At 70.1% G+C, this 18,702-nt stretch carries 14 protein-coding genes and 1 tRNA gene; 9 read left to right on the forward strand and 6 right to left on the reverse strand.

From position 1 onward, the window contains the following. Positions 1-72: 72 nt before the first annotated feature. The 3 genes from MUN76_RS14910 (at position 73) to MUN76_RS14920 (ending at position 4,915) form a co-directional block, all read left to right on the forward strand. Positions 73-3,093 (forward strand): cytochrome P450, encoded by a 3,021-nt coding sequence (locus MUN76_RS14910; protein WP_244685825.1) that lies wholly within the window; start codon positions 73-75, stop codon positions 3,091-3,093. A 98-nt stretch (positions 3,094-3,191) separates the two neighbouring features. Beyond that, a complete protein-coding gene (locus tag MUN76_RS14915) occupies positions 3,192-4,277 on the forward strand; it encodes an S-(hydroxymethyl)mycothiol dehydrogenase (protein ID WP_244685827.1) in 1,086 nt (361 codons plus the stop codon). After that, entirely contained in the window at positions 4,274-4,915 is a 642-nt protein-coding gene (locus tag MUN76_RS14920; RefSeq protein ID WP_244685829.1) for an MBL fold metallo-hydrolase, read from the forward strand. The genes MUN76_RS14915 and MUN76_RS14920 overlap by 4 nt, the downstream gene beginning before the upstream one ends. Before the next feature lie 6 nt (positions 4,916-4,921). Here the strand turns inward: MUN76_RS14920 and MUN76_RS14925 are convergent, their stop codons facing one another. Beyond that, positions 4,922-5,605 carry a TetR/AcrR family transcriptional regulator gene (locus MUN76_RS14925; RefSeq protein ID WP_244685831.1) on the reverse strand — a complete coding sequence of 228 codons (684 nt, stop codon included), beginning with the start codon at positions 5,603-5,605 and terminating at the stop codon, positions 4,922-4,924. A 164-nt stretch (positions 5,606-5,769) separates the two neighbouring features. Here MUN76_RS14925 and MUN76_RS14930 point away from each other — a divergent pair, with 164 nt between their 5' ends. After that, complete coding sequence (locus tag MUN76_RS14930) at positions 5,770-6,996, forward strand: acyl-CoA dehydrogenase family protein (RefSeq protein WP_244685833.1); 1,227 nt, start codon at positions 5,770-5,772, stop codon at positions 6,994-6,996. Positions 6,997-7,058: 62 nt separating this feature from the next. Here MUN76_RS14930 and MUN76_RS14935 read toward each other — a convergent pair whose 3' ends face one another. The 3 genes from MUN76_RS14935 to MUN76_RS14945 form a co-directional block, all read right to left on the reverse strand. Beyond that, the gene (locus MUN76_RS14935; RefSeq protein WP_244685835.1) at positions 7,059-8,513 is read right to left on the reverse strand and encodes an amino acid permease; all 1,455 of its coding nucleotides are present in this window, start codon (positions 8,511-8,513) and stop codon (positions 7,059-7,061) included. Between the two features lie 84 nt (positions 8,514-8,597). Further along, a complete protein-coding gene (locus MUN76_RS14940) occupies positions 8,598-10,037 on the reverse strand; it encodes an amino acid permease (protein ID WP_244685837.1) in 1,440 nt (479 codons plus the stop codon). 62 nt (positions 10,038-10,099) lie between these two features. Beyond that, positions 10,100-11,593, reverse strand: a complete 1,494-nt coding sequence (locus tag MUN76_RS14945) for an aminotransferase class I/II-fold pyridoxal phosphate-dependent enzyme (RefSeq protein ID WP_244685839.1) — start codon at positions 11,591-11,593, stop codon at positions 10,100-10,102. A gap of 87 nt (positions 11,594-11,680) precedes the next feature. Between MUN76_RS14945 and MUN76_RS14950 the strand changes: the two genes are divergently transcribed. Continuing rightward, positions 11,681-12,592 (forward strand): LysR family transcriptional regulator, encoded by a 912-nt coding sequence (locus tag MUN76_RS14950; RefSeq protein ID WP_244685841.1) that lies wholly within the window; start codon positions 11,681-11,683, stop codon positions 12,590-12,592. A 5-nt stretch (positions 12,593-12,597) separates the two neighbouring features. On the opposite strand, the gene MUN76_RS14955 is transcribed toward MUN76_RS14950, so the two are convergent. After that, positions 12,598-13,215 carry a TetR/AcrR family transcriptional regulator gene (locus MUN76_RS14955; protein WP_244685842.1) on the reverse strand — a complete coding sequence of 206 codons (618 nt, stop codon included), beginning with the start codon at positions 13,213-13,215 and terminating at the stop codon, positions 12,598-12,600. 110 nt (positions 13,216-13,325) lie between these two features. On the opposite strand from MUN76_RS14955, the gene MUN76_RS14960 reads away from it, so the two are divergent. Then, complete coding sequence (locus MUN76_RS14960; RefSeq protein ID WP_244685844.1) at positions 13,326-15,026, forward strand: amidase; 1,701 nt, start codon at positions 13,326-13,328, stop codon at positions 15,024-15,026. Positions 15,027-15,094: 68 nt separating this feature from the next. On the opposite strand, the gene MUN76_RS14965 is transcribed toward MUN76_RS14960, so the two are convergent. Further along, complete coding sequence (locus MUN76_RS14965; protein WP_244685846.1) at positions 15,095-15,634, reverse strand: MarR family winged helix-turn-helix transcriptional regulator; 540 nt, start codon at positions 15,632-15,634, stop codon at positions 15,095-15,097. Between the two features lie 81 nt (positions 15,635-15,715). Here MUN76_RS14965 and MUN76_RS14970 point away from each other — a divergent pair. The 3 genes from MUN76_RS14970 to MUN76_RS14980 all read left to right on the forward strand — a co-directional run bounded on the left by MUN76_RS14970 (position 15,716) and on the right by MUN76_RS14980 (position 18,374). Next, positions 15,716-15,787 (forward strand) — tRNA-Gln (locus tag MUN76_RS14970). Positions 15,788-15,920: 133 nt separating this feature from the next. Further along, entirely contained in the window at positions 15,921-17,378 is a 1,458-nt protein-coding gene (gene glmU / locus MUN76_RS14975) for a bifunctional UDP-N-acetylglucosamine diphosphorylase/glucosamine-1-phosphate N-acetyltransferase GlmU (protein WP_244685848.1), read from the forward strand. A gap of 18 nt (positions 17,379-17,396) precedes the next feature. Next, entirely contained in the window at positions 17,397-18,374 is a 978-nt protein-coding gene (locus MUN76_RS14980; protein ID WP_244685850.1) for a ribose-phosphate diphosphokinase, read from the forward strand. Positions 18,375-18,702: the final 328 nt, after the last annotated feature.

Below are 18,702 nucleotides of genomic sequence, written 5' to 3' on the forward strand. Positions count from 1 at the left end.
CCGCTTTTGCCGATGTGTTGGGACGATCATACTCGGAAGGGAGCGCTGTGCACTCGAGGATGAGGAGACATCATGGCCGCACGACCCGCACCCGTCGCCGACTGGGTGACCATCGCCGAACTGCATCGCGATCCGTTCCCGATCTACGAGCGTCTTCGCGCCGAGGGCGGCGTGCACTGGGTGCCGGCCGTCGGGCGCTACCTCATCACGAGCTACGCCGCCGTGCACGAGACCGAGCTCGACCAGGAGATCTACTCCGCGAACGAGGAGGGGTCCCTCCAGATTCGGGCGATGGGACACTCGATGCTGCGGCGGGACGATCCCGAGCACTACGTCGAGCGTCGCGCCTGGCAGCCCGCGCTGCGCCCCGGCATCGTGAAGCGCACGTGGACCGGGGTCTTCGAGCGCAACGCCGACCGGTACCTCTCGGAGCTCGCCGAGAAGGGACCCGGGGCCGATCTCATCTGGGACTTCGCCGCTCCCTACGCCGCCGAGAACCTGCGGCAACTGCTCGGTCTGCACAACGCCGATCAGTCGGACCTGCAGCGCTGGTCGCAGACCATGATCGACGCGACCGGCAACTACGCGGACGACCCCGAGGTGTGGGCGCTCGGCAAGGCGTCGTTCGACGAGGTCGACATCGCGCTCGACGAGATGCTGGCCTGGCACGCCGCGCACCTCGACGACAACCCGACACTCATCGCGCAGCTCCTCCGCGCCCCGGGTGAGACGATGCCGCTCGAACGGATCCGCGCGAACATGAAGATGTCGATCGGGGGCGGCCTCAACGAGCCCCGCGATGCCATCGGGGTGGCGGCCTGGGCGCTGCTGAGCCACCCGGAGCAGCGGGACGCCGTGCTCGCGGACGCGGGTCTGTGGCCCGCCGTGTTCGAGGAGACGATCCGGTGGGTCGCCCCGATCGGGCTCTACTCGCGCCAGGTGACGCGGGACACCGAGCTCGCGGGTGTGCACCTCCCTGCCGGTGCGCGTCTCGGGATCTGCATCCTCTCGGCCAACCGCGACGAGCGTATCTGGCCGGACCCGGACCGCTTCGACATCCACCGCGAGGTCGCCCCGCACCTGGCCTTCGGCAAGGGAGTGCACGTCTGCCTCGGCGCCTGGGTGGCGAAGGCCGAGGTCGCCGCGGTCGGGCTCCCCGAGCTCTTCGGGCGCTTCTCCGGGCTCGCGTTGCGGGAGCAGGATCCCGCGGAGATCGCGGGGTGGGTGTTCCGCGGCATGACGAAGCTCCCGGTCACCTGGGACGCGGTCACGGCCGGCTCGGCACCGCGGGCGGCCGCCGCGGTCGAGGCCGCACCGGAGCGCGCAGCGCGCATCACGATCGTGGGCGCGGGGCCTTCGGGATGCTTCACCGCCCAGGCGGTGCGGCGGGCGCTGCCGAACGCCCGGATCGACCTCATCGACGAGCAGCCGGTTCCGTTTGGTCTCGTGCGCTACGGCGTCGCCGCCGATCACCAGGGCACCAAGTCGGTCGCGCGGCAATTCGAGCGCGTGTTCGACGACCCCGACGTGCGCTTCCACGGCAATGTGCGGGTCGCCGCCGACGGCTCAGGAGACGCCACTCTGGAGCAGCTCGCCGCGTGCAGTGACGCGGTGGTGGTGGCAACCGGGCTCGCGGGTGACCGGGTGCCCGAGATCCCCGGCATCGACACGCCGGGCGTGCGCTGCGCCGGAGAGCTGACGCGCCGGCTGAACGGACACCCCGATGCCCCGCCCGCCGAGCCGCTCGGCCGCTCCGCCGCGATCATCGGCCACGGCAACGTGGCGATGGACCTCGCGCGCCTGACGGCGAGACGAGACTTCACGGGCAGCGACATCGATGACGCCGCGCACGAGCGGTTGGCGCAGGGGCTCCGCGAACTCCACCTCATCGGGCGGAGCGCTCCCGACGAGGCGAAGTTCGACCCGGTCATGGTGCGGGAGCTCGCGTCATTGCCGGGCGTCGCCCACACGGTGCACGGCGTCGATTTCGGCGCCGCCCCGGTCGGCAAGCACGCCCGGCTCGACGCGATCCGGGATCTTGCCGAGCAGCCCGATCCGGCATCGCCGACGCTGCGGGTGGAGTGGTGGTTCGGGGCCCGACCGGTCGAGGTGCTCGGCGGCGATAGCGTCACCGGGGTGCGGATCGCGACCGCCGACGGGGAGCGGACCCTCGGGGTCGACGCGGTGATCACGGCGACCGGCTTCGCGGCCACGGCTGCGCAGGTGGCGGCGATCCCGGTCGCGGCGGGCGCGCACCCCGACGGCCGCGCCGGCGACCGGCGCTACACCGCGGGATGGCTGCGCCGCGGACCGCGGGGAACGATCCCGGATCAGCGCGACGACGCCAGGCAGCTGGCGCGCCTCATCGCCGAGGAACTGGCGCCGACGCTGCGGGGCACGGCCGACCCCGGCGGGTTCACGCCGCCCGCGCACGCCGTCGACTTCACCGGCTGGCGGCGCATCGACGTGCTCGAACGCCTCGGAGCCGCCCCGGGCCGCGTGCGCGCCAAACTGCCGAGCCGCGCGGAGCAGGTCGCGGCGGCAGGCCGCACGGACCTGGAGCTGCCGCCCGCACCCGCGCACCGTGGCAGCGCGCACGCCTGGGAACGGCCGGTCACGATCCTCTTCGCCACCGAGTCGGGCGGCGCCGAGCTCGCGTCCGAGGACCTGCGGCGCCAGTTCGCTCCGGGTGCCGACGTCCGGGTGCTCGACGCGTCCGAGACGGAACCGCACGACCTCGATCCCGACCGCCTGCACCTCGTGCTCTGCTCGACGTACGGCGACGGAGAGCTGCCGACGGGCGCGCGAGCGCTGCACGCGGCGCTTCTCAAGAGCGAACTGGACCTCGCCGGCCTTGCATATGCCGTCTTCGGCATGGGCGATCGCAGCTACGCCCACACCTACTCCCGCGGCAGCGAGCTGCTCGACGCGGCGCTCGCCGAGCGCGGCGCTCAGCGGGTCGGGGAGTACGGCCGTCACGACGCCGGCGGCTCGACGGACGCCTCCGATGCCGCGGTCGAGTGGCTCGAGGGTGTGCTGGGCGCCGTGGACGAGCAGGGATCCCCAGCCCACGATCCAGCGCGGGTCGGCTGACACGCCTCCCGATGGCCATCGATCATCGATAGCCTGGAGACAGATCCTCCTGCGCGGCGGCACTCCCGCTGCGCAGCCGCGTCACGAAAGGAATCCACATGGTGTACCGAGTTCAGGGTGTTGTCGTTCGCGAGAAGAACGCCCCCGCGACCATCGAAACGGTGATCGTGCCGGATCCGGGCCCGGGCGAGGCCGTCGTCGACGTGCTCACGAGCGGCGTCTGCCACACCGACCTGCACTACCAGCAGGGCGGCATCAACGACGACTTCCCCTTCCTCCTCGGCCACGAGGCGACGGGCCGCGTCGCCGCGGTCGGCGAGGGCGTGACCGAGGTCGCGGTGGGGGATCGCGTCATCCTCAACTGGCGCGCCGTCTGCGGCACCTGCCGCGCGTGCGCGAAGGGCCAGCCCCAGTACTGCTTCGCGACGCACAACGCGACGCAGAAGATGACCCTGGAGGACGGCACCGTGCTGTCGCCGGCGCTCGGGATCGGTGCCTTCATCGAGAAGACGCTCGTCGCTGCCGGCCAGTGCACGAAGATCGACGAGGAGTCGGACGCGGCGGCCGTGGGGCTGCTCGGCTGCGGGGTGATGGCCGGGATCGGCGCGGCGATCAACACGGGCGAGGTGCAGCGCGGCGAGTCGGTGGCGGTCATCGGGTGCGGCGGCGTCGGCACGGCCGCGATCGCGGGCGCGCAGCTCGCGGGGGCGACCACGATCATCGCCGTGGATATCGACGACGCGAAGCTCGAGCAGGCGAAGCGCTTCGGCGCGACCCACACCGTGAACTCGCGGCAGCAGGACGCGGTCGAGGCGATCCGCGAGCTGACCGGTGGCCACGGCGCCGACGTCGTCATCGACGCGGTCGGCCGGCCCGAGACCTACACGCAGGCCTTCTACGCGCGTGATCTCGCGGGTCGTGTGGTGCTCGTCGGAGTGCCGACGCCCGACATGCAGCTCCAGCTGCCGCTCCTCGACGTCTTCGGGCGCGGAGGATCGCTGAAGTCCTCCTGGTACGGCGACTGCCTGCCCAGCCGCGACTTCTCCATGCTGATCGACCAGTACAAGCTCGGCCGCCTCGACCTCGACGGGTTCGTCACCGAGCGCATCGGCCTCGGCGACGTGGAGGCCGCGTTCGCCCGCATGGGCGAGGGCACCGTGCTCCGATCGGTGGTCGTGCTGTGAGCGGGGTCGAGCCGGCAGCGCGCATCGAACGCCTCGTCACGAGCGGCACCTTCTCGCTCGACGGCGGCACGTGGGACGTCGACAACAACGTGTGGATCGTGGGGGACGACACCGAGGTCGTGGTGATCGACCCCGCGCACGATCCCGCCGCCATCGCCGCCGCGGTGGGGGACCGCATTGTTCGGGCGATCCTGCTCACGCACGGGCATGACGATCACGTCCGCGCCGCGCGCGAGACGGCCGAGCTGCTCAGGGCGCCGATCCACCTGCATCCCGCCGATCGCATGCTCTGGGACAGCGTGCACGACGCCGCCCCCGACGTCGAGCTCGCGGACGGTACTCGGATCACCGTCGCCGACGTGGACCTGCAGGCGCTGCACACCCCGGGGCACTCGCCCGGGTCCACCTCGTTCGTGGCCCCTCGGCTCGACGCGGTGTTCTCGGGCGACACCCTGTTCCAGGGGGGACCCGGGGCGACCGGCCGCTCGTACAGCGACTTCCCGACGATCATCACGTCGATCCGGGACCGCCTGCTCGCGCTGCCGGAGGAGACCGTGGTCTACACCGGGCACGGCGACACCACGACGATCGGTGCCGAGGCGCCGCACCTGCAGGAGTGGATCGGCCGCGGGCACTAGGCCGAACTAGGGGAGCGTGGCCGCGATCGACTCGAGCACCGACTCGGGCGACGCGGCCGCGTCGTAGACGGCGACGACCACGCGGTGCGCCGCGGGATCGGCGTCGGGTGTGAGCCACGCGCGGTAGAGGGCCACGAGCTGGCGCAGATCCCGGCCGAGCGTGTGCACGGCGTCGGCGGTGCCACCCTTCAGCCAGTCGCGCAGGGTGGCGTTGTGCACGGCGACGAGCCCCGCGGAGAGCGCCGGTGGAAGCCACGAGGCCGAGACCGATCCCTCGGGCAGCACCGCGCGGAGGTACCGGGCGAACACTCGCTCGTAGCGGTGCGTGATGACCAGCTCGCGATCGCGCAGCGCCGGGGTGTGCCGCATGAGCTCGAAGCGCAAACGCGCCGCCTCGGGATCACGGGTGAGGAGGCGCAGCACGTCGCAGGTGCCCTCGACCAGGGCGTCGGGTGCCGGGAGCGCCGTGCCTCCGAGGAATGCTTCGAGCTGAGCGAGGGCGTGATCGTGGTCGGCGAACACCACGTCGTCCTTGCTGCCGTACCGGCGGAAGAAGGTGCTGCGGCTCATGCCGATTGCGTCCGCGAGGTCGCCTGCGGTGGTGGCATCGTAGCCCTGCTCCGAGAGGCGACGGATCGCGGCGATCGAGTTCTCGGGCGCCGGGCGGGCGCGAGCGGATGTCGAGGGCATACGCCGAAGCTAGCATATCTCGGAGAATGGCACCGGGTTTCATTGGCGCAGCGGCTGTCGGGTACTGCGATCTTGAGAGATTCGGAGCGCTTCGGTGACTTGACGTGAGACTGCGTCTCAGTCATGCTCGAGGGAGCACGCTTCCACTCGAGAGAGGATCACCCATGTCGAAGGACTCGCCGCGGCCGACAGCGCAGGGCACCGAGGAGCCGGAGTACCGGCTGTGGGAGCCGCTCGACCCCGATGTCGCCGGGGTGTTCCGCGACATCTCCGCCGAGGATACGGCGTACCGCGATCGCGCGCGGGCGTTCGTGCAGGACGAGGTCCGGCCGGTGATCGCCGACATCTGGGATCGCGCGGAGTACCCGCTGGATCTCGCGCGCCGCCTCGGCGACCTCGACCTCCTCCGCGACGGCATCGACGTCCCGGGGTTCCCGCACCAGAGCCTCCTGGCGGCGAGCCTCACCATGATGGAGCTTGCTCGCGGCGACGGGTCGGTGGCCACGATCGCCGGAGTGCAGGGCGGACTCGCACTCCGCTCGATCGCGCTCTGCGGTTCGGACGCGCAGCGGGAGCGCTGGCTCGGTCCGCTCGCCCGCGGCACCGAACTCGGCGCGTTCGCCCTGACCGAGCCGACGCACGGCTCCGACTCCGTGAGCCTCGAGACCCGCGCCGAGACGGTGCCGGAGGGCTACGTGCTGACCGGGCACAAGAAGTGGATCGGCTCGGGCAGCGTCGGGCAGATCTCCGTGGTGTGGGCGCGCGGCGACGACGGCAAGGTCCAGGGGTTCCTCGTACCGCAGGACAGCGAGGGCTATCGCGCGACGACCATCGAGGGCAAGGTCTCGCTGCGTGCGATCTGGCAGGCGCACATCGCGTTCGACGGGGTGCGGCTGCCCGCCGACGCGAAGATGCCGGGGGCGAACTCGTTCGCGGACACGGCACGGGTGCTCCAGGCGACCCGGCTCGGGGTGGCCTGGTCGGCGCTCGGCCACGCGCTCGCCGTGTACGAGACCTCGGTGCACTACGCCGCGCAGCGGATCCAGTTCGGGCGGCCCCTCGCCGCGTCGCAGATCGTCCAGGCGCGGCTCGCTGAGATGCTGAGCCAGCTCACGTCGCTGCAGACGCTGCTCATGCAGCTCACCCGCGCGGAGGAGCGGGGGGATCTCTCGGGGCCGGGGGCGTCGCTCGGCAAGTTCACGGCGACCCGCACGGCGCGGTCGATGGCGGCGAACGCCCGCGATCTGCTCGGCGGCAACGGGATCCTGCTCGAGAATCGGGTGGCCCGCCACTTCGCCGACATCGAGGCGCTGCACACCTACGAGGGCACGGAGACCGTGCAGGCGCTGATCATCGGGCGCGAGATCACCGGGCTCTCGGCGTTCGCCTAGGGCGCGGTCTCGCGTCGCGCTGCGCGTGGCGGCTGGTGGGCCGCCACGCGCAGCGACGGCGCCTAGGCGTCCTCGCCGGTGCCCGGGATCGCGACGGCGGCGGTGAGGGGCTTGCCCTCCCGCGTCAGCCGGCGCTTCGTGACCTGCCACATGATGGCGAGCGCCACGAACCAGATCGGCGTGAAGACGAGCGGCATCCGAGTGTCGTCGGCGAGGGCGAGCGTCACGAGGATGAACGCGAAGAACACGAGCACCGCCCACGGCACGATCCGGGGGAGCGGGGTCTTGAATTTCGATCCCGCGTGCCGCTCCGGGTGCTTGCGCAGGTACTGGATGAAGCTGATCGCGATCATGCTCCAGATGAACAGGATGAAGGTCGACGCGACCGATGTCACGAACGTGAAGGCCTCGATCACGCTCTCGCCGAGCAGCAGGATCGGCACCGACGAGAAGACGAACACCGCGGAGAAGAACACGGCCCGGCGAGGCACGCCGCGGCTGTCGGTCAGCGCGAATCCGCCGGGCGCGTGCCCATCGTGAGCGAGCGCGTGCATCATGCGCGTGCCCGAGTAGAACCCGGAGTTCGCGCTGGAAGCCGCAGAGGTGAGCACCACGATGTTGATCGCGAATGCCGCGGCCCCGAAGCCGGCGTAGGCGAAGGTGGTCACGAACGGGCTCTGATCCGGATCGAGCTTGTCCCACGGGGTGATCGCCATGATCACGGTGAGCGCACCGATGTAGAAGATGAGCACCCGCACGACGATCGAGTTGATGGCCCGCGGCAGATTCTTGTGCGGATCCTTGGTTTCGGCCGCGGCCGTGCCGACGAGCTCGACGCCGATGAACGAGAAGATCCCGAGCTGGAAGCCGAGCACAAAACCGCCGAGGCCGAACGGGAACATGCCGCCGTGATCCCAGAGGTGCGCGAGCGAGGAGCGGGTGCCCGTGTCGGGGTTCTCGAACCCGATCATGAGCAGGACGATGCCGGTCACGATGAGCGCGAGAATCGCCACGATCTTGATGATCGAGAACCAGAACTCGAACTCGCCGAAGAAGCGCACCGGCTGCAGGTTCAGGATCGTGAGCACGGCGGCCGTGATGAGCGCGGGTACCCACGCGGGGATCGATGCGTTGATGTAGGCGACGTAGCTCGTGATCGCGATGATGTCGGCGACGCAGATCACGACCCAGGTGATCCAGTACGTCCACGACACGAAGTAGCCGGCCCACGGGCCGATGAGGTCCTTCGCGATGTCGCCGAAGGTCTTGTAGTTGAGGTTCGACAGCAGCAGCTCGCCGAGCGCACGCATCAGGAAGAACATCATGCAGCCAATGACCGCGTAGATGAAGAGCACCGAGGGGCCGGTGAGGGAGATGACCTTGCCGGAGCCGAGGAAGAGGCCGGTGCCGATGGCCCCGCCGATCGCGATCAGCTGCAGGTGCCGGTTCGAGAGCCCGCGCTGGAGCTCCTCGCCGGGCGCGCTCGTTCCCGCGCCGGCAGGCGTGTGCTGTGTCATGATCTCGTCCCCTCCGATGTCATCCGACCTGTGAACCGTAGCGAACCGGGTGCGGCAACGCAAACGTCGGCCGCACCCGGAAGCTCAGTCCTCGTCGAGCGGGTGCGGGATCGTCGGCACCGCCGCGGTCAGCGGGCGTCCGTCGCGGAGCAGCCGGCGCTTCCGCAGCTGCCACAGTGCGGTCAGGATCAGGAACCAGACGGGAGCCGCGAGGAACGGGGCGCGGGTGTCGTCGCCGTAGAGCAGCGTGCCGGCGATGAACACGAAGAATCCGAGCACGAGCCACGGGGCGATGGTCGCGAGCGGCATCTTGAACTGCGAGGCCGCGTGGCGCTCCGGGTGGCGTCGGCGGTAGACGATGTAGCTCACGACGATCGACCCCCAGGTGAAGAGGATGAGCGTGGCGCACATCGACGACACGAAGGTGAACGCCGCGATCACCCCGTCGCCCGCGAAGAGCAGCGGGATCGCGGAGAACAGGAACACGCAAGTGAAGAACACGGCCTTGCTCGGCACGCCCCGGTTGTTCGTCCACGCGAACGCACGCGGCGCGTGGCCGTCCTTCGACAGCCCGAAGAGCATGCGCGTGCCCGAGTACAGGCCGGAGTTCGCGCTCGACGCGGCGGAGGTGAGCACCACGAGCTGGATCGCGAACGCCGCGAGTCCGAAGCCCGCGACCGCGAGGGTGGAGACGAAGGGGCTCTGATCCGGTGCGATCTTCTGCCACGGGGTGACGCTCATGATGACCACGAGGGCACCCACGTAGAAGATGAGGATGCGGATGACGATCGAGTTGATCGCCTTCGGGAGCGTCTTCCGCGGGTTCTCGGTCTCGGCGGCCGCGGTGCCGACGAGCTCGACGCCGATGAAGGAGAAGATGCCCATCTGGAAGCCGAGTACGAACCCGCTCGCCCCCATCGGGAACATGCCGCCGTGCTCCCAGAGGTTCGCGATCGAGGCCACGTCGCCGTCCGGGCTCTGGAATCGCGTCACGATGAGGATCAGGCCGACCGCGATGAGCCCGAGGATCGCGACGATCTTGATGATCGCGAACCAGAATTCGGTCTCCCCGAAGATCTTGACCGGCTGCAGGTTCAGCACGGTCAGCACGACCGCGGTGATGAGGGCGGGCAGCCAGCTCGGGATCGCCGGGTTGAACCACTGCACGTACGCCGTGATGGCCACGATGTCGGCGACGCAGGCGATGACCCACGAGAACCAGTAGTTCCAGGACACGAAGAAGCCGGCCCACGGGCCGAGCATGTCCTTCGCGATGTCGCCGAAGGTCTTGTAGTGCAGGTTCGAGAGCAGCAGCTCACCGAGCGCGCGCATGATGAAGAAGACGAAGAATCCGATCACCATGTAGACGAAGATGATCGACGGGCCGGAGACGCTGATGAGTTTGCCGGAGCCGAGAAACAACCCGGTGCCGATCGCACCCCCGATGGCGATCAGCTGCAGATGCCGGTTCTTGAGACCGCGCTGCATCTCGCCGTGCGGCGCGGTGGTCTCGGTGGTGGACATGACACTCCCTCGTGTGGCGGCCGGGTCCGGCCGAGTGTTCGGATGCGATGGATCGGGCGGGTTCAGGCGACGACGCGGAAGGTGTCGAGTGCGGGATCGCTCGCGCCTCGGACGTACCCGGACGGGGCTGCGGCGGTGGCGCGCAGGAAGGAGACGACCTCGGCATTCAGGATCTCACCCGGCAGCACGTTCGGCACACCCGGCGGGTACGCGGCGAGCGAGTCGGCCGAGACCCGGCCGACGGCCTCCGTGGCGGAGACGGTCTCGACGCCGCTGAAGAACGCCTCGCCGAGCCCCATGGCGCGCTTGCAGTTGCCGGGGAGCGCGATGGGCCGCTCCGGCTCGATCTCGGCCTCCGGAAGCGCCTGGAGCGCGTTCCAGAACCGGTCGACATCGAGCGGCGACGTCGCGCCGACGAGCAGCAGCAGGGCCGACGGCGTCGAGAGCTCGCAGTAGATCCGGTGGTCGCGCAGCAGCTCGTAGTGGGCGTCGCTGCCCGTGATCCCGGCTCCGCGGGTGTCGATGGCGATTTTGAAGGGGTCGTTGGCGATGGCGTCGGGACTCGCCAGGATATCGGGCGTCGCGTCGCGGAATCGGCGATCGCCGCGCACCCGGGCGCGGACGTCCTCGGCGGAGGCGAGCGCGCGCTCGATCGCGTCGGGTCGAGTGGCGAGGTGGCGCCGCGCCTCGTCGAGCGAGGCGAGGAGGAGCGAGCTGCTGCTCGTCGACTGGTACGAGCGCATGACCCGGTCGACGAGGGACTCGAGATCCTCGGCGAACGGGCCGTGGCCGAGGTGGAGCATCGCCGACTGCGTGAGGGATCCCGCAGCCTTGTGCGTGCTGGAGACGACGAGGTCGGCGCCGAGCCGGGCGGCGTTCGTCGGCAGCGCCGGGTGCATGCCGAAGTGGGATCCCCAGGCCTCGTCGACGATGAGCGGCACCCCGTGGCGATGCGCGACGTCCGCGATCGCGGCGACGTCGGCGACCGCGCCGAAGTAGCTCGGCGTGACGATGTACACGGCGGCGCTGGCGGGGTGCTCGGTGAGCGCCGCCTCGATCTGGGCGGCCGTGACCCCGTGCGCGGATCCGAGCCCAGTGTCCACGGCGCCGGTGACGAAGTGCGGTGTGATCCCGACGTGGGTGATGCCGTCGATCACACTCGAGTGCACGCTGCGCTGCACAACGAGCTCGGCGCCGAGGCCGCGCGCGACCGTCGTGGCGATGTGGTTGCCGCCGGATGCGCCGTTCGTGAGGAACCAGGTGCGGCTCGCGCCCCACGCGTCCGCGGCGAGCTGCTGGGCGCGCATGATCGGGGTGACTCGGCCGGGTGTCACGAGCCGCCAGGTTTGCTGGTCCACGCCGCTGAAGAGCATCGGGAAGTCCATCCGCAGGGCGTCGGCGCCCACGAGGCTCGCGACGCCGGGCGCGTTCTCCGCGTGCGCCTGGTGGGCGGGCACATGGATCCGCTGCCAGTCGTGGGTCGAGAGCGACCTGAGTGCATCGGCGTACGGGGCCTCGAGCTGCGCGGGGTCGACGGGGGTGTGGGGCACAGGCATGGTGACCAGCGTAGGGAGCGCCCATCACCGTCGCTATATCAGGAATTCGGTTCATCTAACATAGGCACTATGACATAGACTCGGCGCATGATGACCCTGCAGCAGTTCCGCGTGCTGCTCGCCGTGCGGGAGACCGGCAGCCTGACCCGTGCCGCGGACGCGCTCCACTACGGGGTGCCCACGGTGACGCACCACCTGCGCGGACTCGAAGCGCACCTGCGGGTTCGGCTCGTCGAGCCGAGTCGGAGCGGCACCCGGCTGACGCCGCTCGGGGAATCATTCGCCGATGAGATCGCACCCGTGCTGACCCGCATCGCGCGGGCCGAGCAGGCGGTCGCCGATCAGCGCGATGCCGGGGTGGTGACGCTCAGAGTCGGGACGTTCGCGTCGATCGGATCACGGCTCCTCCCCGCGGCGATCGCGCAGCTCCAGCAGCGCACCTCGGTGCGGGTCGAGGTGATCGAAGCGGAACCGACGGACGTGGTCCGCATGATCCGGAGCGGAGAGGTGCACGCGGGGCTCATCTACGACGTGTCCGAGGAACCCGTCTTCGTCGCGCCGGATCTCGCGCTCGAGACGCTCATCGCGGAACCGTACCGGGTGATGGTGTCGCGGGACAGCCCGTGGGCCGCCCAGGAGACGGTCGACTTCGCGGCGCTCTCGGATGTGGCCTGGGTCTGCAGCCGCAGCGACGGCGAGGCCTCCGACCGGGTGCTGCGGCGGGTCTGCCACAGCCTCGGGTACTCCGTTCGGGAGCTCATGCGGACCGACGACCTCTACATGATCCACGGCCTCGTGGCGGAGGGGCTCGGATGCGCGCTGAGCACCGCCGCGGCGGTCGACACCGACTACGACGTGGTGCTGCGCCCGGCGGTGCAGGACCTGGGAGAGCGGCACGTCTCGTTCGCGACCCGCAAGGGCACGGTCCCGCCCGCGGCGGCGTGGCTCGGCGAGATCCTGCGCGGCATCGTCGCGGAGCGCGGCCTGGCGCGGGGCTGAACGGATCAGCGACCCGACGTGCGGGTTCCGGGCCGGTGCGGCGCGGCGATCCCGAGCCCGACCAGGGCGTCCCGGACTGCGGCCTGCGCGTCGGCGGCCGTGAGCTGGCCGGTCAGCCAGCGGCCGGAGAGCCCCTCGACCAGCGAGGTCAGAATCAGCGCGAGGTGCGTGGCCCGTTGCGCGCCGAGGGTCGGATCCGCCTCCGCGATGAGGCTGTGCACCGAGGCCTGCCAATCCGCCGTCGACCGCGCGAGCGCCGCGGCGCTCGGGGGCTCGAACACGGCGACCGCGCGCAGCTCGTTCCAGGCGATCGAGCCCTCGCGGATCCCGGTCTCGTCGCCGAACTCTGAGCACAGCAGCAGGCTCAGACGCTCGGCGGCCGTCGTCGATTGATCTTCCGAGCCCGGCTGGGCGGCCAGGTCGGCGCGTGCGGCGGTGCTGGCGTTCACGTGGTCGAGGGCCGCCTGGAGGAGGCCCTCCCGATCGCCGAAATGGTAGGAGAGCAGCCCGATGGAGACGCCTGCTTCGCGCGCGACGTCCTGCATACGGAACCGATGCAGGCCCGCGCGCGCAATGGTGCGTGCGCACGCCTGCAGGATCCGGTCCTTCGTGTCCTCCGCCACGTCGGTGCTCCTCTCGCGCGTCGATCCGGAACCCGCACTTGACAGCCGGGGCTCCGAGAACTGAAACTATTTTCAGGATACGACGTTTTGGGCACGGAATCGAGGACGACATGGTGGATCGCGCGGCGGAGTTCGAACTGATCGAGACGAGCATCGATGCGGTGCTCGACGCGTTCCGGCGCGGTGAGATCACGAGCACCTGGCTCACCGAGCGCTATCTCGCGCGCATCGCCGCCTACGATGTCGGCGAGCAGGGGCTGCACGCGGTGCCCGTGCCGAACCCGGAGGCGCTCGCCCAGGCCGCCGAGTCGGACCGTCGCTGGCGCGACGGCACCGCGCGGCCGCTCGAGGGTGTGCCGTTCACGGTGAAGGACTCGTACATGGTCGCGGGGCTCACGGTCGCCTCAGGCTCTCCGGCGTTCCAGCACCTGATCGCGCAGTGGGACGCGTTCTCGGTCGCGATGCTCCGCGAGGCGGGGGCGGTGCTGATCGGCAAGACGAACATGCCCCCGATGGCCGACGGCGGCATGCAGCGCGGCGTCTACGGCCGCGCCGAGAGCCCGTATAACCGAGACTTCCTCGCCGCCGCCTACGCCTCCGGGTCCTCGAACGGCTCCGGTGTCTCCACCGCGGCGAACCTCGCGGTCTTCGGGATGGGGGAGGAGACGGTGTCCTCGGGCCGTAGCCCCGCCTCGAACAACGGCCTCTGCGCGTACACGCCGAGCTGGGGCATCCTCAGCATCCGCGGCAACTGGCCGCTGTTCCCGGCACGGGACGTCGTCGTGCCGCACACCCGCTCGATGCCCGACATGCTGCGGCTCCTCGACGTGCTCGTGCAGGACGATCCCATCACTCGGGGCGACTTCTGGCGCAACCAGCAGGTCGTCGCGCTCCCGGCGCCGAGCGCGCACCGGCCCGCGTCGTACCTCGACATCCGGGACCCCGAAGCGCTCCGCGGTAAGCGGTTCGCCGTGCCGGCGATGTACCTCGGCCAGGAACCGAACTTCCCGATCGACGTCCGCCCCTCGGTGCTGGAGCAGTTCGCGCTCGCGACCGAGCGACTCGAGGCGCTGGGCGCCGAGGTCGTCGTCACCGACTTCCCGCTGATCGAGCGCTACGAGGGCACTCGCCCGGGCCAGGAGAACGTGGGCGCGCTGGGTGTGCTGCCCGAAGGTTGGATGGACACCGAGTTCACGCACTTCCTCGGGTTCGGCTGGGACGACTTCCTCCGCGCGAACGGCGACCCCGCGATCCCGAATCTCGGCGTGGTCGACCCCGATCAGATCTTCCCGCAGCCGCCCGGTGCGCTGCCCGACCGCTACGAGGAGATCGACGACTACGAGAATCGCTACCGCGCGACGGTGGCGGCGGCGCAGGCCGGGATCTCGGACCCGCGGGAGCGCGCGGACTTCGCCGACGGACTGCGCGCCCTGGTGCGGCTTCGTGAGGAGCTCTTCGAAGCCTGGCTGGCGGAGCAGGGCTTCGACGCGGTGGTGTTCCCGGCGAACGCCGACGTCGGGGCCGCGAATGCCGACGTCGACCTCGCAGCCGCGGATCGCGCCTGGGCGAACGGCGTCTTCTTCTCGAACGGCAACTACGCGCTCCGCCACCTCGGGATCCCGACCGTGACGGTGTCCATGGGGCTGATGTCGGACATCGGCATGCCGATCGGGCTGACGTTCGCCGGCGCGGCCTACAGCGATCCCGCGCTGCTCGCGTTCGCGGACGCGTTCGAGCGCGGCGGCTCGGGCACGCTGCGGGTGCCGTCGGCATCCACACCCGCGCTGCCGGAGGATCGCCCCGCGGCGTAGTCTCGCCGGCGCGCTCGGGCCGGCCGCCCCTCACCTCTTCTGGTCCGGTCAGGCCGGGTCAGCTCGGGTCAGCTCAGGTCGGGCAGGATGATCGGCTCGGTGATCGGCTGCTCGAAGCGGTCGACGCTGATGGCGAGTCGACGCAGCAGTGCCGCGAGGCGATCCCGCTCGGATCGGGGCAAGCCGCCGAGGAGGCGCTCCTCGGCGTCGCTCAGCCGGGTCATGGCGGCGTCGACGAGCGTCTGACCGAGCGGGGTCATCTCGACGAGCACCCCGCGACCGTCGTTCGGGTCCGTCAGGCGCCGCACGAGTTCGCGCTCGGCCATGCGGTCGATCCGGTTCGTCATCGTGCCGCTCGAGACCATGGTCTGCTGCACGAGCGTCTTCGGACTCTGCCGGTACGGGGCGCCGCTGCGACGCAGCACGGCGAGCACGTCGAACTCCCACGAGCTGAGGCCCGATCGCTCGAAGGCGTGGGCGCGGGCGCGATCCAGGTGCTTGCCGATCCGGGAGAGGCGCGAGAACACCGCGAGCGGAGCGAGGTCGAGATCCGGGCGGGCGTTGCTCCAGTCCGCGATGATCCGGTCGACCTCGTCCTCGTGCTTCATCCCCCCATTATCGGGGAGCCGCGGGCGTCCGCGCGAGCCCGGTCGATCTGGCAGACTGTAAGGCGTGCGAAATCGGCACGATCCGCCTTGGTGTAATGGCAGCACGACAGCCTTTGGAGCTGTGAGGTCCAGGTTCGAGTCCTGGGGGCGGAGCGGTCTTCGCGGAGCCATGCTCCGTTAAACCGCTCCGAAAACGGCGTCCACGGCGCCGAGAAATGAGGAGGCGCAGCCTCTCAGTGTGTTGGGAGCGAGGTGGGCCGACCGAATGCAAGAAGGAGAACAGCACATGACAGAACGTTCACTCGCGGTCGTCATCCTCGCGGCGGGCCAAGGCACCCGCATGAAGTCGTCGCTGCCGAAGGTGCTGCACCGGATCGGCGGCAGGTCCCTGATCGCCCACGTGCTCGACACCGCGGCGGGGGTGTCGCCGCAACAGGTGATTGCCGTGGTGCGTCACGAGCGCGAGCGCGTCTCTGAAGCGATCATCGATCACGCCCCCGACACGATCATCGTCGGGCAGGACGAGGTGCCCGGCACCGGCCGCGCGGTCGAGCAGGCGGTCGCAGCGCTGCCCGGTGACTTCGACGGCACGGTCGTCGTGCTGTCCGGCGATGTGCCGCTGATCGACGCCGTCACGATCGAACGCCTCGTGCGCGGGCATCTCGAGGGCGGTCGCGCCATGACGATGCTGTCGGCGATCTTCGACAACCCGACGGGTCTCGGCCGCATCCTGCGCGATCCCGACGGCGCCGTCACCGGCATCGTCGAGGAGAAGGACGCCACCGACGCGCAGCGCCGGATCACCGAGATCAACGGCGGCATCTACGTCTTCGCACGCCGCGCCATCGAGCAGGCGCTCTCCGAGATCGACACCAACAATGCGCAGGGTGAGAAGTACCTCACGGACGCGGCCGCGCGGATCCTCGCGGGCGGCGGCGCCGTCGAGGCCGTGGCGACGAATGATCCGTGGCTCATCGCGGGGGTCAATGATCGCGTGCAGCTCGCCGAGGCGGGTCGTGAGCTGAACGCGCGTATCGTCCGCGACCACCAGCGCGCGGGGGTGACGATCCAGGATCCCGCAACCACCTGGATCGATGCGGACGTCTCCATCGAACCCGACGTGGAGATCCTGCCCGGCACCACTCTGCACGGCGCGACGTCGATCGCCACCGGCGCGATCATCGGCCCCGACACCACCCTCGTCGACTGCGAAGTGGGGGAGCGCGTGCGCGTGCGCCGGAGCGAGGCGACGCTCGCCGTGTTCGGCGCGGGCGCGGAGATCGGGCCGTTCACGTACATCCGTCCCGGCACCGAACTCGGCGACGGCGGCAAGCTCGGCGCCTTCGTCGAGACGAAGAACACGAAGATCGGCGACGGCAGCAAGGTGCCCCACCTCAGCTACGTGGGCGACACCGTGATCGGCACGGGCTCGAACATCGGCGCCGGCACGATCGTCGCGAACTACGACGGCGTCGAGAAGCACCAGACCGTCATCGGCGACGGGGTGCGGGTCGGATCGAAGAATGTGCTCATCGCTCCGGTTACCATTGAAGACGGCACGTACACCGCGGCGGGAACCGTGGTGCGCAAGAACGTGCCGGCAGGGTCGCTGTCGATGAGCGTTGCACCGCAGCGGAACATCGAGGGGTGGGTCGCGGCGAACCGGCCGGGAACCCCCACGGCGGCCGCGGCGGAACGGGCACAGAACACCACGAACACGGCGAACGACGGCGAGAACGGCTGAGATGAGGAACACGCAGCGATGAGCAATATCGAGATGGCGGGGCAGAAGAAGCTCGTCTTGATTACGGGCCGGGCCTATCCCGAACTTGCGGAGCAGGTGGCCGCGGAACTCGGCGCCGAGCTCGTGCCGACCGATTCGCGGACCTTCGCGAACGGGGAGCTCTACGCGCGCTTCGACGAGAGCGTGCGCGGGTCCGATGCGTTTGTGATCCAGTCGCACACGAACCCGATCAACGAGTGGCTCATGGAGCAGCTCATCATGGTCGACGCCCTGAAGCGCGCCTCGGCGAAGCGCATCACCGTGGTGGCGCCCTTCTACCCCTACTCGCGCCAGGACAAGAAGGGCCGCGGTCGCGAGCCGATCTCGGCGCGGCTCGTCGCGGACCTGTTCAAGGCGGCCGGTGCGCACCGCATCATGTCGGTGGACTTGCACGCGTCGCAGATCCAGGGCTTCTTCGACGGTCCGGTGGATCACCTCTTCGCCATGCCGGTGCTGCTCGACCACTTCCGCAAGACGATCGACCGCGACGACCTCACCGTCGTGTCGCCGGACATGGGCCGCGTGCGCGTCGCCGACGTCTGGAGCGACAAGCTCGGCGCGCCGCTCGCGATCATTCACAAGCGTCGCGATCCGCTCGTGCCGAACCAGGTCTCGGTGCACGAGATCGTCGGTGACGTGAAGGATCGCTGGTGCGTGGTCGTCGACGACATGATCGACACGGGCGGCACGATCGCGAAGGCGGCCGAGGCGCTGAAGGCTGCGGGGGCACGGGGTGTGACCATCGCGTGCACCCACGCGATCTTCTCCGGCCAGGCGACCGAGCACCTGTCGAAGGACTTCATCGACCAGGTGGTCGTCACCGACACGCTGCCGGTGGGTCCCGAGAAGCAGTTCGACAAGCTGACCGTGCTGCCGATCGCGCCGCTGCTGGCGAAGGCGATCCACGAGGTGTTCGAGGACGGTTCCGTGACCTCGATGTTCGAGGGCGCGGCGTAGCGCGCAAGGCTTCCGCGCGACGGGGCGGTGCACCTTCGGGTGCGCCGCCCCGTTTTCGTGTGCCCGGGGGCTCTGTGCCCCGAGTGGGGCTGCTTCGCCCGGGGCGGCTGCGGTGCCCGCCACCCCCATTCCCGAACCCCGCGTGAGCGATATCCGTGGAACGTGAGGCAAGCGGCGCGGGATCGCCGCGCGCTCCCATTGCACACGCGCCGAGGGGGACGGGACGTGTGACGAACTGTGTCGCTGCGTGACGCCGAGCCGGAGAAAAGTGACGCTCACGGCGTAACAAACAAGAGGCTGGAGTTATGACTCCCATACGCTGAGGTTC

This window comes from Leucobacter rhizosphaerae, assembly GCF_022919175.1.
Classification (GTDB): domain Bacteria; phylum Actinomycetota; class Actinomycetes; order Actinomycetales; family Microbacteriaceae; genus Leucobacter; species Leucobacter rhizosphaerae.

Coding starts and splice junctions, on each gene's coding strand:
- MUN76_RS14925 (WP_244685831.1), bottom strand. CDS start 5,605: ATGCCCTCGACATCCGCTCGCGCCCGCCCGGCGCCCGAGAACTCGATC.
- MUN76_RS14940 (WP_244685837.1), bottom strand. CDS start 10,037: ATGTCCACCACCGAGACCACCGCGCCGCACGGCGAGATGCAGCGCGGT.
- MUN76_RS14915 (WP_244685827.1), top strand. CDS start 3,192: ATGGTGTACCGAGTTCAGGGTGTTGTCGTTCGCGAGAAGAACGCCCCC.
- MUN76_RS14965 (WP_244685846.1), bottom strand. CDS start 15,634: ATGAAGCACGAGGACGAGGTCGACCGGATCATCGCGGACTGGAGCAAC.
- glmU (WP_244685848.1), top strand. CDS start 15,921: ATGACAGAACGTTCACTCGCGGTCGTCATCCTCGCGGCGGGCCAAGGC.
- MUN76_RS14980 (WP_244685850.1), top strand. CDS start 17,397: ATGAGCAATATCGAGATGGCGGGGCAGAAGAAGCTCGTCTTGATTACG.
- MUN76_RS14960 (WP_244685844.1), top strand. CDS start 13,326: ATGGTGGATCGCGCGGCGGAGTTCGAACTGATCGAGACGAGCATCGAT.
- MUN76_RS14910 (WP_244685825.1), top strand. CDS start 73: ATGGCCGCACGACCCGCACCCGTCGCCGACTGGGTGACCATCGCCGAA.
- MUN76_RS14950 (WP_244685841.1), top strand. CDS start 11,681: ATGATGACCCTGCAGCAGTTCCGCGTGCTGCTCGCCGTGCGGGAGACC.
- MUN76_RS14945 (WP_244685839.1), bottom strand. CDS start 11,593: ATGCCTGTGCCCCACACCCCCGTCGACCCCGCGCAGCTCGAGGCCCCG.
- MUN76_RS14935 (WP_244685835.1), bottom strand. CDS start 8,513: ATGACACAGCACACGCCTGCCGGCGCGGGAACGAGCGCGCCCGGCGAG.
- MUN76_RS14930 (WP_244685833.1), top strand. CDS start 5,770: ATGTCGAAGGACTCGCCGCGGCCGACAGCGCAGGGCACCGAGGAGCCG.